The following is a 13,860-nucleotide window of genomic DNA, read 5'->3' on the forward strand; positions in this document are numbered from 1 at the left end:
AAGTGAAATTATTTAGTAAAAATAACTAAATTCACATTGCATAAAGTATTGGTTTTTTAAGTATGTTGTTAGCGTCGTACCGGCTTTCCCAAGAGTAATAGAAATCGAAGGATTCGATTTCGTAATGGGTACGATCAAACAACATCTATTCATGCAAATAATATTTATTAAAAGGACAAAATGATTATGGATTCAGGATTGGTCACACTTTTTTTACCTATTGCCCTCGCCATTGTTATGGCAGGTTTGGGGCTTGAATTAACGGTTAAAGATTTCGCCAGAGTAAGTAAACATCCCAAAGTTGTACTGATTGCACTGTTCTGTCAATTGGTCATATTGGTCGGTATTGCCTTTTTAATCTGTAAAATCCTAGCTTTACCGCCATTATTGGCTGTTGGTTTGATGCTCCTTGCGGCCTCACCTGGTGGAACGACCGCAAATTTATTTAGTTATTTATATAAAGGTGATATTGCGCTGAATATTAGCCTAACTGCGATCAATGCTGTACTCGCCGCTGTTTTTTTACCTTTTATTGTCAATTTTTCAATCCTCCATTTTATGAATGAGGGCCAACAAGTCGGTCTACAGTTTTCTAAAATAATGCAGGTATTTTTAATTATTTTAGTGCCTGTTGGTATTGGGATGCTTGTTCGTCACTATGCGCCACATTTTGCTGAAAAACTGAACCGCCCTGTACGCATTTTTGCCGTCATTTTCCTCGTGATTATTATTCTAGGTGCAATTATTACAGAACGAGCAAATCTAGTAGAGTACATTGGCCAAATTGGCTTAGCTACTGCTCTATTCTGTGCAATTAGTCTATGCGTTGGTTATTTTGTTCCTCGTCTGCTCGGCATTAGTTCATTTCAAGCACGTGCTTGTGCTTTTGAGATTGGTATCCATAACAGTACGTTAGCCATGACGATTGCGCTTACGGTGATGGCAAGTACTACCATTGCAATGCCTGCTGCGGTCTATTCTATTTTCATGTATATCTTTGCGACTATTTTTGGGATCTGGGTTACTCGCTTTGGTCCTAAAGATGCGGTCAACACACCCGAATAGATTTATTCTTTAATAAAAAAACAGCGTATCAAGTGATACGCTGTTTTTTATTGCCTTCTTGAAGTTAGATAAATACTCAACTTGAAGAAGATTTTATTCGTTGGGGGATGTATTCCTTTAAACAATATTTGTATCTGCTAATAAAGCATTCGCTGCATGCTTACCTAAATTGTTTGAAGCCAAAGGACTATCACCTGTTAATAATTTTCTGTCTTGATGAACTTGACCTGTAATTTCTTTATTTAGGATTTCCACACCGAGTTTCTCTAAACTTTCACCAACCAACCACGGTAGTGGGCCTGGTATATAACCAATATCAATATTGGCACCAGTATCTAAAGCATCAGGGAATACACAGACTTGATAACCTTTAAAAAGGTAATCATTTGAATTTTCATCAACTGCTGCCGCCAATAAGGCTGCCGGACCATGACAAAGTGTGATCACATATTTGTCATTTTCAACTGCCCACTTCAACACGGATTTAACTTCTTTGCTGTGCGGTATTTTTACCATTGCGCCATGCCCACCCGGAATGAATACGGCTGCATAAGGAGAGTCCTTACTGAGTACTTTATCCAATATATCTGCTAGCTTAAGTGGCGCTTTCAGTTGTTTCTCATACTTCTTATAGGTGTCTAGAACCACTTGTTCTTCATTAGGCATCGCCCACATTTCAAGCTTTACTGGATTACCAGAAAGCGTTGCGATATCAAAAGCAAAACCAGCATTGTCTAAATGAAACATAGGCAATAACATTTCAACAGGGTGATTACCTGTAGAAAAGAATTTTTCATTCTGCATCAAGATATAACGTTCATCCGTTGCGATCATAAGTATCTTCTTATCGCCCTGATAAGGATCCGGATACGTGGTTCCGTCGTAATCTGTTTTAGGAGATGTGTATTGGCTCAATGAATAAGGCGATGGAAAAAAAGCATTATCTTCAGCAACATCAGGCGTTGGGTTACGATCATCAGTATTTGTTGTCATTTTGAGTGTCCTCATAGGGGTGTTTTATTTATACACATACTGCTCAAGAGTTGAGTTGTTCTCAAGTAATGCACATAAATAGGCATGTGATGAATATAATTAGGCAAAATTACGATTTAATCTCGAGTACCACTTTTCCAATATGTTGACTACTTTCAAGACATTGGTGTGCTGCTGCAACATCTTCAAAAGCAAAAGTCTTATAAATAATCGGTTTACATTGATCTGTTTCAATTAGCGGCCACACAAACTGTTCTAATTCTTGAGTAATTTTTGCTTTTTCATCATTGGTTCGAGCACGCATGGTTGAGCCAGTCACCACCGCACGCTTGAGCATTAGCTCTTGTATATCAAAACCATCGACTTTTCGACCACCCATAAAGCCAATAATGACTAGTCGACCATCTCGTTTGAGTAAGCGCAAATTTTGATTGAAGTAAGATGCACCTATAATATCCAAGATGACATCGACACCTTGACCATCGGTACGTTCTAAAATTTCTTTTTCGAAATCCTGAGTTTTATAATTGATGACTTGAGACATTGAAGCTAGTTTTTCGACCTTGGCATCACTGCCAACTGTTGAAAAATTTTGAATTCCCATCGCATGACATAGACTAATCGCGGTTGAACCGATACCACTTGCGCCACCATGAATTAAGACAGTTTCATGATTTTTTAACTGCCCGATCTGAAATAGATTTGCCCATACCGTAAAGTAAGTTTCAGGAATAGCAGCTGCTTCTACAAAGCTCAGATTTTTGGGAATTGATAAGGTCTGATTTGCGGGTACAGCACAATATTCTGCATATCCACCGCCATTGGTAAGTGCACACACTTTATCGCCGACTTTAAACTTTTCTACCTTATTCCCTACTTGTGCAATAACGCCAGCAACTTCCAGACCCGGAATTTGTGTTACGCCTTTCGGCATTGGATAAAGTCCTTGACGTTGCAAAATATCAGGCCTATTGATACCTGTTGCGTAGACTTCAATGAGCACTTCATCTTCTTTAATCTCTGGACGATCACCTTGTGCAACTTTTAATACTTCTGGACCGCCCGCTTGAGTAATTTCGATATATTTCATTTGATCTACACTATTTCGATTCATGATTTGCTTATTCCTTATCAGTATTGAATTCAGCTTGTTTAGGAGGAAAACCAAACTGCTTTTTAAATTCTCGACTAAATTGTGAAGAGCTTTGGTAACCAACAGCATAAGCTGCTTGCGCAACGCTTTGGTTTTCGTTTTGCAACAATTGTTTGGCCTTATGCAATCGAACGACTTTGAGGTATTGCAATGGAGAATGTAAGGTGACTTGTTTAAATGCTTTATGAAAAGCAGAAATGCTCATATTGGCTTGCTCAGCCAGCATTTCTACTGTTAATTTCTCTGTAAAATGATGCTGAATATATTCACAAATTTTATAAATTGGTCTTAAATTTCCTTGAGCCACTAACCCTTTTAAAGCATCTGCACCTGAGTGTTGAATCACTCGATATAAGAGTTCTCGTTTTATTTGATCACCTAAAATCAAAATATCTTGCGCTGATGTAAGTGTATTCAATAATCGTATCAGTACATTTGCAATATTTTGATCACATTGAATTACACTCATACCCGTAGTGAGTGGCTTAAACCCATCATTTTCAAAATAGGTTTTTGCTAGTAATTCATTGACAGTATCCGCCTCAAGTTTCATGCTTACAGCGATCATAGGTGACTCAGGACTTGCAATCGTGTCGCAATCAAATGGCATAGATACTGAAACGATTAGACATTCGCCTTGTTGAAATGTATAGGTTTCTGTTCCGATGTAGCCACGTTTCTTGCCTTGTAAAACAAAAACTAAAGTCGGTTCTTGCAGTACGGCTAGTGGTGGCGTGTTGTGATCTACACGCATCAAGGTGATGCCATCGATTGCTGTAGTAAAAAAGCCTTCTTTTTGAACGATTTTTAGAAAAAGTGCAGTTAGTGTTTGATCATTCATCATGTTTCATCTGATGATTGGAAGTTTGATCTTTATTATTAAATAGAAAAGTAATGAAAGATGTTAGTTTTATGCAGGATTAGGCATGAAAAATAGAGTGTTTTAATAGAATATTAAATTTTTATTCTAACTATGATAAATAAAATCTAATTATCTATTACAAAATTTTCAATATTTTCTTTAGCTCATAAGCAACTTGGTCTTCGTCGTACATATATTTTCCACCATTAGGTAGATAAGAAGCCAACATTAAAATAGTATTTTCAACTAACTCCTGCTCTGAATTTAAACTTTCAAGCAAAAATTCAATTTTATTAGCATTCTTTACAGATATATCCTTTTTATCTATAAATTGTTGAATACTATAAGTTAATTCATTTTCAAGCATTCGTAATCCATAACTCATAAATCAATAAAACTGACTCGAATCTAACATTTGCAAAGTAATCTTTTTCACTTCATCGCGACTTTGCATAATATGTGCTTCGATCGCTTGAATGGCTTCATCTACTTTACGATCAAAAATCAAACCGAGTATCTTTTGATGTTCTTGATAAGTCGCTTCAACACGATAATCTTTAGAGAAATCCAAACGACGAATAATACGGATTCGCTCACTCAAATCACGATGAATTCTAGCCATTTCATTATTTCCAGAGGCGCGAACTAAAGCACAATGAAAATCTTCATCTTGCTGCGAGAGTTGTTTAATGTCTTTTAGGTATTGATTCGGCTCAACCATCCAAAAGTCTTTTAAAACCGATAGTTCGACTGAGTTTTGATGATCTATATGACATAACTTCCGAATGGCATCTTTTTCCAACACAATCCGCACATCATAGAGTTCTTCATAATAACGAAAATTGAGCGGTCGGATTTGCCAACCGCTACGAAAACTCACATCGACATAACCCTCTTGCTGCAAACGATACAAAGCTTGTCGGATTGGGGTGCGACTCACATCATAAGCCTTTGCAACTTCGGACTCAGTGAAACGTTCACCAGGCATTAGTTTGAAATCAAAAATATCATTCTTTATGCGTTGGTAAACCAGCTCAGACAAATTGTCTGAGCTTTTTGTTGTTTTTATTTTGGTTTCTTTCATGCAGCCTTGCCTTATTCCATATAGACCAGTGGCTCGCCACTATGTACGGTTTGCCCTGCTCTGCAAATGATGGCTTTCACGATGCCATCCTCTTCTGCATAAACAGGAAGTTCCATTTTCATTGCTTCAATAATAGCAATAGTCTCACCTTTTTTAACCTCCTGACCGCTTTCAACAAAGATTTTCCAGATATTGCCAGTCATCGATGCGTTGAGGGATGAAAGATGGCTATAGTCCGCATTGTTACAAAGTTCAATCTGTTCTTCTGGCTGTGCGGCAAACTCTTCTTTCCAACGGCTCACTTCGGTGATAAATGCTTGTTGCTGCTTGGCTTTAAACTCAGCAATACTTTCCGCCTCATTCTCTAAGAATTTTACATAGTTTGCATAATCAAACTCAGTTTCCTCAATTTGAATCTGCGCACGACCATTTTCAAAATCAGCACGCCACTGATTTAATTCCTCTTCAGTGACTTCAAAATATTTAATTTGATCGAAGAATTGCAAGAACCATTGCTTATTGCCAAATTGCTTATTCTTCTTAAACTTGTTCCAAATTGGCAGAGTACGACCAATTAACTGATAACCACCCGGTGAGTCCATGCCATAGATACACATGTACATACCACCAATCCCCACTGTTCCTTCTGCGGTAAAGGTACGTGCTGGATTGTATTTAGAACTCAGTAAGCGATGACGTGGATCGATTGGTACGGCACATGGTGCAGTAAGATAAACATCGCCTAAACCAAGGATTAAATAATTCGCATCAAAAATAATATCTTTGACTTCATTTCGATCTGCCAAACCGTTGATGCGTTGGATGAAATCTACGTTGTTTGGCAACCACGGTGCTTTTGAACAAACACTTTCTTGATAGCGTTCAACAGCCCCTAAAGTTGCACTGTCTTCAAATGCCATTGGCAAATGTACGATTCGAGATGGAATTTTTAACTGACTCAAATCGCCCATTTCTTCTTCAAGTTTAAGTAATTGAGCAATCAGTTCTGATTGTGGAATCACTAAACCATCATATTTAATTTGCAACGAACGTACACCCGGTGACAGTTCTAATATGCCATCGATATTTGCTGCACGAATCATTTGAATCAATTGATGCACACGTAAACGCAACGCCAAATCTAAAACATTTTCGCCGTATTCTAAAAGAATATAGCTATCCCCAGCTTGGCGATAAACTGTTTTTGGTGATAAATCGGTTGGTTCACGTTGTGCCAAAATTGTTGTTAGCACATCTTGAGTTGGCTCAATCGTCTCCACGACTTTGGTCGCATCGGCAAAGTTTTGTATATTTTCAATTTGCTTGCGTTCTAATTCATTGGCTTGTTCTACCGTGATTGGGTAGAAACGAATTTTATCATCCGCCTTTAACTGCCCAACTTTCCAAAGTTCTGCTTTGGCAATGGTTACAGGACATACAAAACCACCTAGACTCGGACCATCTTTTGCTAAAATAACAGGGAAATCACCAGTAAAGTTGATTGCGCCAATCGCATATTCACAGTCATGCACATTGGATGGATGTAAACCTGCCTCACCACCATTTTCTCGCGCCCAGCTTGGCGTCGGTCCTGATAAACGCACGCCTAAACGGTTGGAGTTGAAGTGTACTGTCCACTCTGATGCAAAAAACTCCTCCACATATTCAGGCTTAAAGAAGTCAGGTGCGCCATGTGGGCCATATAAAACTGCGATTTCCCACTCATTGCCATATTCAGGAATCAGATCAGCCGATAATGCTTGAGGCACGTCAGTTGCAATTGGAAGTTCTATACTGGCAAATGCTGGATCAACCAGTTTAATTATATCACCAACGCGTAAAGTACGCCCAGCATGACCACCAAAATTGCCAAGTGCAAAGGTAGAACGGCTACCCAGATAAACAGGAACATCTAAGCCATTTCTTACCGCTAAATAAGTACGACAACCTGAATTTACCTGACCAATCTTTAGTATTTGACCTGCTTTCACATCAACTGGTTGCCAAAAATCAATTTTTCTATCATCCAATAAAGCTGTACAGCTGGCTCCAGCTAAAGCAATGGTTGTATTTGCATGAAACTTTAAAGTCGGCCCAACTAAAGTAAACTCAAAACCTGCGGCTTTAGCATCATTTCCAACAATACGATTGGCAAGCTGAAATGCATAATCATCCATTGGGCCTGATGGAGGTACACCAATATCCCAATAGCCTGTACGACCCGGATAATCCTGAATTGAACTCAACGTTCCTGCTTGAACTACTTCAATTACGTTTGGCGTATAGTTGAAATCATCCAACATACGTGTCCAAATCTGCATTGATTCAAAGCGCTGATCTGAAACAATGGCACGTGCGTAATCTAAATTGGTGCTGATCCCATTTAAACGTGTTTCAGCCAATACATTCTTTAATTCTTCAATAGCACTAGGACGGTCATCCGCGTGAACGATTATCTTGGCAATCATTGGGTCGAAGTATTGAGAAATCTCTGTGCCTGTTTTCACCCAAGTATCGACACGTGTACCCTCAGGAAAGGCGACTTCAGTTAATACACCTGGACTAGGTTGGAAATTTTTTACAGGGTCTTCGGCATAAACTCGCACTTCAATTGCAGCACCTTTCGGCTGAATATCGCTGAGATATGCCCAATCGAGTTCATCATCCGCAGCCACTTTGAGCATGCATTCAATTAGATCTAAACCAGTGACCATCTCAGTGACTGGGTGCTCAACCTGTAAACGCGTATTCACTTCTAAAAAATAAAATTCATCTCGATTTGCATCGTAAATAAATTCAACGGTCCCTGCACTACGATAATTGACCGATTTGCCTAACTCAACCGCAGCTAGATGCAATTTTTTGCGTGTCTCTTCAGGTAAATTTCCCGCAGGTGTTTCCTCAACCACTTTTTGATTACGACGTTGTAAAGAACAATCACGTTCACCAAAGGCAACGACTTGCCCTTTTCCATCACCAAAAATTTGTACTTCAACATGGCGAGCTTTATCAATAAAGCATTCAATAAATACGCCTGCATCCTTGAAAAACTGTTCACCCAAACGTTTTACACTTTCATAAGCATCGGTCAACGCTTGTGGCGTATCACAACGAGTCAAACCAATACCACCACCACCTGCGGTACTTTTCAGCATAATTGGATAACCAATACGGTCTGCGGCAGTGAGTGCTTCTTCTAAACTATCCAGCAATCCTGTTCCCGGAGTCATTGGCACATTGGCAGCGGCAGCCAATTCACGAGCACGGTGTTTTAAACCAAATTCTAGAATTTGCTCAGCTGTTGGCCCCATAAAGGCAATATTATTTTCCTCACAGGCACGGGAAAAATCAGCACTTTCAGAAAGAAAGCCATACCCCGGAAAGATTGCCTCAGCACCAGTTTCTTTAGCTGCCTGAATTAGTTTTTCAATACTCAAATAAGTATCGACAGGCTTTAAACCGTCTAATCCAATCGCAATATCAGCATCTTCAACGTGTTGTGCATAACGATCGCTATCTGAATAAACAGCAACACTGGTCACGCCTAATTTTTTGAGAGTGCGAATCGCTCGAACAGCAATTTCACCACGGTTTGCAATAAGTACAGTTTTAAACATGATGATTTCCCCCAATTAATTCGCTGTGTTTGCTGCTTGGCTGTGACGATGCTGGATATAGGCTCTCCATCCACCAAAATGACTAATATTCTCTGCATCATCTATGCCATAAGGCTCACAGATAAAGCCTTTAACCCAACGACCATCTTCTAGCTCAACATTGCCTATGCCCAAAGGTGTTGGAATCTCAGCCACAAACTCACCAAAACGAGCTGTTGGGACATCCCACAATTCAACGATAATGCTTTGACCATCTTGCTGACGTGCTAATCCTGGTTTTGGTGGAACAGTGCCGTTTAAAGCATAAAGTTCATAATTTTTAGACGTTTTTGTAGTTTCGATATGCACTGCATCACGAGTAGTGAGCTGGAAATTCAGCGGCATGCCTGTCAAATGAGCACCGACGACTGCAACACGAATATGATGTGGAGAAATAGGGCTTGCTGAACTTAAAGGCTGAGTCTTATCTAAAGCACCTAATTTCAGTGCTAAGTAGTTTTGCCAAGCCTTACCGAAATGAACCAATGCGGCATCGTGCCAAGCTGGTGCGATTAAGGTGATGCCAAAAGGTAAATGATCTCCTCTAAAACCTGCTGGCAAAGCCAACGCACTGAGATCGGCTAAATTGGTAAAGTTGGTATACGTACCAAAATGAGCGTTATATTCAATCGGATGCTGATGTACTTGCTCAATGGTATAAATGGTTGGCGCTGTTGGTACGATTAAGGCATCAAATTCAGCCAATCGTTGTTGGATTTTTCGAGCGAGATCCTGTTTTAAATATTCTGCATTGTAGGCATCAACCGCTGAATAATTTTCTCCATTTTTAATAATTTCCAATACGGTTGGATCAAAAGCTTCAGGATTAGTTTTCAGTAAATCTTCAACGGCTGCGGTACGCTCTGCCACCCAAGACCCTTGATAGAGTTGCGCTGCTAATTTATCAAAATCTGAAAAATCAATCTTGGTGATTTCAGCGTTTAAACTTTCCAGCAATTGCACAGTTTGTTGAAATGCTTTTTCGGCTTGCTGATCACCAAAGAAATTTAGTTTTTCTGGGATGGCAAATTTTAATTTGCTAGAGAAATGCGCTGGGACGTTTTTAGGATGCTTACGTGAATAACTGTCTAAAGCATCATATGCTTCTAAAACATTTGCAACCAAGTCTGCATCTACAACTGTTAAAGCAAAAATCGAAATGCAATCAAGGCTTTTACACGCAGGTATTAAGCCACGATTCGAAAAACGCCCTTTGGTTGGCTTTAAACCAACAATATTATTAAATGCTGCAGGTACACGGCCTGAACCCGCGGTATCTGTACCTAATGCAAATGGCACGAATCCACGAGCCACGACACTTGCTGAGCCAGAACTTGACCCCCCACTGACATATTCAGCTTTAAATGTATTTGGCACTGCACCAAATGGCGAACGTGTCCCCACTAAACCTGTAGCAAATTGATCAAGGTTGGTTTTACCAATCACAACCGCACCAGCTTGTTTTAACAAACGTACTGTTTCTGCATCTTGCTCTGCTATTGCGGTTAGTGCCTTACATGCTGCTGTTGTTGCAAATCCTGCAACATCAATATTGTCTTTCACGGCAAACGGTACGCCGTAAAGTGGAAATTGTTTATGCAGATTCTCAGCATCTTGAGTTAAGTGATTCAATACTTGGATTTGCTGTTCAATTTGATCTACCGTTGCAATTGAAATCCATGCATTGTCTTGAGGGTCAATTGCTGCAACTAAATCTTTTAAAGTATCGAGCTGAATCTCTTTTTTTAAGTAAGCCGTTTGCCATTCAGAAATTGTCCAGCCTAAAGTTTTAATTTCGTGCACTTTATGAATCCTATCTTGTATACAAGTTTGAATTAATAAATGCAGAAAGTGTGCCATAATAATTTTTTAATATAATTCATGTATTTAGATATATTTAATTTTTAGATCTGATAAATATGCTTATTATTGGTGCTGAAATCACTGTTGTTGCACAATTCTAGAGATAATGCTGAGAATGTAATTTTTATCTAGCATTTCCAAATTACTTTCTAGTATTGCCTTAACTGCACTTTGTCGAAGGTGATTCTTTTATGATGGGAAACCCCATTACGCACCCAAGGGTAAATTACTCATCATGGGACTCTATGCAGCCCATGCTATTACACAAAGTCACGCTCGATAGTTTTAGCTTAAATGCCTATAAAACTACTTTCGACGACTTTAATATCTATACAGAAGCAACTGGATAGCACAAAGCTGGGATGCAAGAAATCTCTAAAATTAACCGTGTTCCTAATGCACCTGCTGGGATCAAGTTGGCAACAAGCCAATGATTACTGTCAGTGTATAGGTGAACAAGTGGGGATACCGATGAATCTCTCAAATGAGGCGCATTGGGAATATGCACAAGTAATCGCGGTGAATACGTTATTTACCCAACAGATAAGGGCGAGTATGAACGATTCCTATTACTATAAAAACCTCCAGAAAAGAATCCTCAAGGACCTGCAATTTAATCTACGTCTAGTTATCTTCATAAAAGTAGATTGTCACAATGCTATCTAGCACAGGTCCAAAAAATTTAATCTCTTAAAAGCTCTTACTGAACTGTAAGCGTATATGTTTTATTGATTTCTGCATTACCGCCTGCATAAAAACCAGCCCAAATATGAATTGTAAATGTACCTTTGTACTTAGGATTCCCCTTGACCTCAATAATATTATAACCATCTAGATCATTTACAGGTTGAATAGTTATTCCTAATTCTTTTGGAATATTTGTTTCTAATTTAGCATAGTGATCGATAACTTTACCCCCAGATATTTTTATAGTTTGTTTGTATTCTTGATTAACATGGGCTAAAGGCAAGCTATCGGGAGTAATGGTATATTTCTTACCACAACCTGTGAGTATCAAGGATATCGAAAAAATAATGATCAGCTTAATTTTCATTAAAATCTTTCCTTTTTTATAAGTAAGGCAAAAAATATTTTTTTTTCAAAATCATACAGAGATATTCCTGAACCGAGTCTCTGGGTGTTTTCTCCCCAAGTAAACATTTTTAGTCTAACTTCAGTTTTATATGGATCTGACGAAATTGTAATAGGTCGTCCCTTTGTATCTCTTAATTTATCTGTCCAGACAATCCAATGATCGGGAAAACTTTGAGTACCAGAACTACTACCACTACTAAGAAGACTTGCCGATATTAAAGTGACTACATAATAATCTTCACCAGCATATTGATTAATTTCATTAATCAAACTGGGATTGTAACCGTTAAGATAAAAGGGATATGTTTTTAAACCCTTAAACCCTGACTTGCTAAACCAATTTTTTAGTTCTGTCCAGAGCGTAATTCCCGCAACTTCTTGAGAAGGATCTTTAAGTGTTAAACTAATATTTTCAGATTCACGTAAACTTGCAAGCATGATCCAGTCAATGGGAGGAATTTTTGGATCACCACTAGTCATGTAAAAATTCTTTACACGCCTACTTCCATTCAATGAAGGTTTAATTTCTAGTTCCCCAATCTTTGTCTGCCCTGTTTCCCAAAGTTGTTTCACAGCTAACTTATATTTGGATTGGCTTAAATTAATTAAACAAAAAAAGTAAGCTGCTGGTCCACATAATGATGTGAAGTCTTGATTTGGAAGAGGTTCATTTAATCTCGATTGTAGTCCAGCCTCAATTTGAGCCTTAGAAAAAGGATCTTTAGCTTCTCCTGGTCTACAGCCAGAATCAATACACTGAAAAATTCGATTTCGATTTAAAGCGAGTTCAAATTCATTTTTAGAGATATCATCTTTAACGATTTTAGTTACAGCCGTTGACTCAACGTACGTTGTTACGGGAATATTTTTGTTCTTTGCATGATCTTGATAAGGGTAAGATTCAATTTTATCTGGAATAATGTAACGACTTATCACTAGGTTTTCTTTCCCTGATGAAGTTAGTCGATATAAATTAAGAATAATAACGCAGTCTCTAAGTCTTTCTAATCCTATTTTTGAACTATCGATTTCGACTGGCTTAGTTTGATAAAGCTGATCACCTATTTTTTTAAATGCACTATCTTTAAAAACAATAGCTGTCTCAGCCTTATTGAGCACTGTATTATATATGTAGATATTATATTTCAACAACTTAGTTGAAACATTAGTTTTTAAAATAATATATGGATAGAATTTTTTCATGGCTAATCTATATCAAGTTCTTCATTATTATACAAGTGGATAGATATATCTTCTGGGCGTACAGTATTAAATAATTGAGTATATCCATTTTCATCAGTTAGACCTTCTAGTTTTTCTCCATTTGGCATAAAAGCAATATATTTATGATGAGCAAATGGAATATTTTCTTTATCTTTCAAAAGATACCTTAAATTGTGGTGATTTTTTACACCAAAAACAGGTAACTGAGGAACACTCAGATTCATATTAGAACCTCCCATAAACAAATGCTGCCCAGCCTTGACCTCAAACTTGCCACCTGTCGTTGGAAAGATTCCCGAACCATTCACCTTCAGTTCTGACGTATCTGCTTTAAAGACGATTTCTTTGGGGCTAGTTAAATAAATCGTATCCTCTGTCGAGATAATCTGAATGCCTGCCTTCGCTAAGATATCTAAACCATCGGACTGGGCCTGTATCTCAAACTTACCTTTTGCTGCAACTTGTTTAATCCCACCCTGTGCTGCAAATAGGCTGATCTTTTGACTGGCTTGGGCGATGAAATTCTTTTGTGTGGTCAGGTTAATGCTGTCGCCTGCAAATTGGTTCAATTGTCCATCGGCGGAAAGGTGTATGTCTTCTGCGGTACTGAGTCCAATGCCGTTTGGCGAACTGAGTAAAAGGATTGCTTCATTAAATTTAGCAATCTTGTCCTGAATTGTCTCAGCGAACGCTTTGAGTTGTTCTAAAGCTTCGAGTTCATCCGTTTGTTGATTCTTCGCCACTTCACTGAGGGCTTTGGCATTGTTCTGGTTGCCTTCCAGTTGTTGTTTGGCTGTTTGCGCTTCGAGGTGTTCGCCTTGTGCTTGTTGTTGTGCATGGGTGCTGATCAGTAAGCCTTCTCCTG

Annotated in this window: 11 protein-coding genes and 1 pseudogene; 2 read left to right on the top strand and 10 right to left on the bottom strand. The window is 38.6% G+C overall.

What is annotated here, in order from left to right; genetic code table 11:
* Positions 1–186: 186 nt before the first annotated feature.
* Complete coding sequence (locus EAH57_RS06970) at positions 187–1,065, top strand: bile acid:sodium symporter family protein (RefSeq protein WP_121929411.1); 879 nt, start codon at positions 187–189, stop codon at positions 1,063–1,065.
* A gap of 117 nt (positions 1,066–1,182) precedes the next feature.
* Here the strand turns inward: EAH57_RS06970 and hchA are convergent, their stop codons facing one another.
* The 7 genes from hchA to atzF all read right to left on the bottom strand — a co-directional run bounded on the left by hchA (position 1,183) and on the right by atzF (position 10,616).
* Positions 1,183–2,058: a glyoxalase III HchA gene (hchA, locus tag EAH57_RS06975; protein ID WP_121929412.1), complete on the bottom strand. Its 876-nt coding sequence runs from the start codon at positions 2,056–2,058 to the stop codon at positions 1,183–1,185.
* 109 nt (positions 2,059–2,167) lie between these two features.
* The gene (locus tag EAH57_RS06980) at positions 2,168–3,172 is read right to left on the bottom strand and encodes an NAD(P)H-quinone oxidoreductase (RefSeq protein WP_121929413.1); all 1,005 of its coding nucleotides are present in this window, start codon (positions 3,170–3,172) and stop codon (positions 2,168–2,170) included.
* A gap of 7 nt (positions 3,173–3,179) precedes the next feature.
* Positions 3,180–4,055 carry an AraC family transcriptional regulator gene (locus EAH57_RS06985; RefSeq protein ID WP_121929414.1) on the bottom strand — a complete coding sequence of 292 codons (876 nt, stop codon included), beginning with the start codon at positions 4,053–4,055 and terminating at the stop codon, positions 3,180–3,182.
* A 154-nt stretch (positions 4,056–4,209) separates the two neighbouring features.
* Positions 4,210–4,440, bottom strand: a complete 231-nt coding sequence (locus tag EAH57_RS06990) for a hypothetical protein (RefSeq protein ID WP_121929415.1) — start codon at positions 4,438–4,440, stop codon at positions 4,210–4,212.
* Between the two features lie 21 nt (positions 4,441–4,461).
* On the bottom strand, positions 4,462–5,157 hold the full coding sequence (locus tag EAH57_RS06995; protein ID WP_121929416.1) for a GntR family transcriptional regulator: 696 nt from the start codon (positions 5,155–5,157) through the stop codon (positions 4,462–4,464).
* Positions 5,158–5,168: 11 nt separating this feature from the next.
* Positions 5,169–8,774 carry an urea carboxylase gene (uca, locus tag EAH57_RS07000; protein WP_121929417.1) on the bottom strand — a complete coding sequence of 1,202 codons (3,606 nt, stop codon included), beginning with the start codon at positions 8,772–8,774 and terminating at the stop codon, positions 5,169–5,171.
* Between the two features lie 15 nt (positions 8,775–8,789).
* Positions 8,790–10,616: an allophanate hydrolase gene (gene atzF, locus EAH57_RS07005; protein ID WP_121929418.1), complete on the bottom strand. Its 1,827-nt coding sequence runs from the start codon at positions 10,614–10,616 to the stop codon at positions 8,790–8,792.
* Positions 10,617–10,846: 230 nt separating this feature from the next.
* Between atzF and EAH57_RS16275 the strand changes: the two are divergent.
* Positions 10,847–11,236: pseudogene (locus EAH57_RS16275) on the top strand (formylglycine-generating enzyme family protein); the annotation flags it as partial.
* Between the two features lie 140 nt (positions 11,237–11,376).
* Here EAH57_RS16275 and EAH57_RS07015 read toward each other — a convergent pair.
* The 3 genes from EAH57_RS07015 to EAH57_RS07025 all read right to left on the bottom strand — a co-directional run.
* Positions 11,377–11,730: a hypothetical protein gene (locus EAH57_RS07015; RefSeq protein ID WP_121929419.1), complete on the bottom strand. Its 354-nt coding sequence runs from the start codon at positions 11,728–11,730 to the stop codon at positions 11,377–11,379.
* Positions 11,730–12,974 (bottom strand): hypothetical protein, encoded by a 1,245-nt coding sequence (locus EAH57_RS07020; protein ID WP_121929420.1) that lies wholly within the window; start codon positions 12,972–12,974, stop codon positions 11,730–11,732. Before EAH57_RS07020 ends, EAH57_RS07015 begins: the two co-directional genes overlap by 1 nt.
* 2 nt (positions 12,975–12,976) lie before the next feature.
* Positions 12,977–13,860: DUF2345 domain-containing protein (locus tag EAH57_RS07025; protein WP_147440120.1), on the bottom strand; the 884-nt coding region annotated here is incomplete at its 5' end.

It is taken from the genome of Acinetobacter sp. 2JN-4 (assembly GCF_003687745.1).
Classification (GTDB): domain Bacteria; phylum Pseudomonadota; class Gammaproteobacteria; order Pseudomonadales; family Moraxellaceae; genus Acinetobacter; species Acinetobacter halotolerans.

Bases quoted from the DNA above. Each gene is read 5' to 3' on its own strand.
- EAH57_RS06980 (WP_121929413.1), bottom strand. From the start codon at position 3,172: ATGAATCGAAATAGTGTAGATCAAATGAAATATATCGAAATTACTCAA.
- EAH57_RS07020 (WP_121929420.1), bottom strand. From the start codon at position 12,974: ATGAAAAAATTCTATCCATATATTATTTTAAAAACTAATGTTTCAACT.
- uca (WP_121929417.1), bottom strand. From the start codon at position 8,774: ATGTTTAAAACTGTACTTATTGCAAACCGTGGTGAAATTGCTGTTCGA.
- EAH57_RS06995 (WP_121929416.1), bottom strand. From the start codon at position 5,157: ATGAAAGAAACCAAAATAAAAACAACAAAAAGCTCAGACAATTTGTCT.
- EAH57_RS06970 (WP_121929411.1), top strand. From the start codon at position 187: ATGGATTCAGGATTGGTCACACTTTTTTTACCTATTGCCCTCGCCATT.
- EAH57_RS06985 (WP_121929414.1), bottom strand. From the start codon at position 4,055: ATGATGAATGATCAAACACTAACTGCACTTTTTCTAAAAATCGTTCAA.
- hchA (WP_121929412.1), bottom strand. From the start codon at position 2,058: ATGACAACAAATACTGATGATCGTAACCCAACGCCTGATGTTGCTGAA.
- EAH57_RS07015 (WP_121929419.1), bottom strand. From the start codon at position 11,730: ATGAAAATTAAGCTGATCATTATTTTTTCGATATCCTTGATACTCACA.
- EAH57_RS06990 (WP_121929415.1), bottom strand. From the start codon at position 4,440: ATGCTTGAAAATGAATTAACTTATAGTATTCAACAATTTATAGATAAA.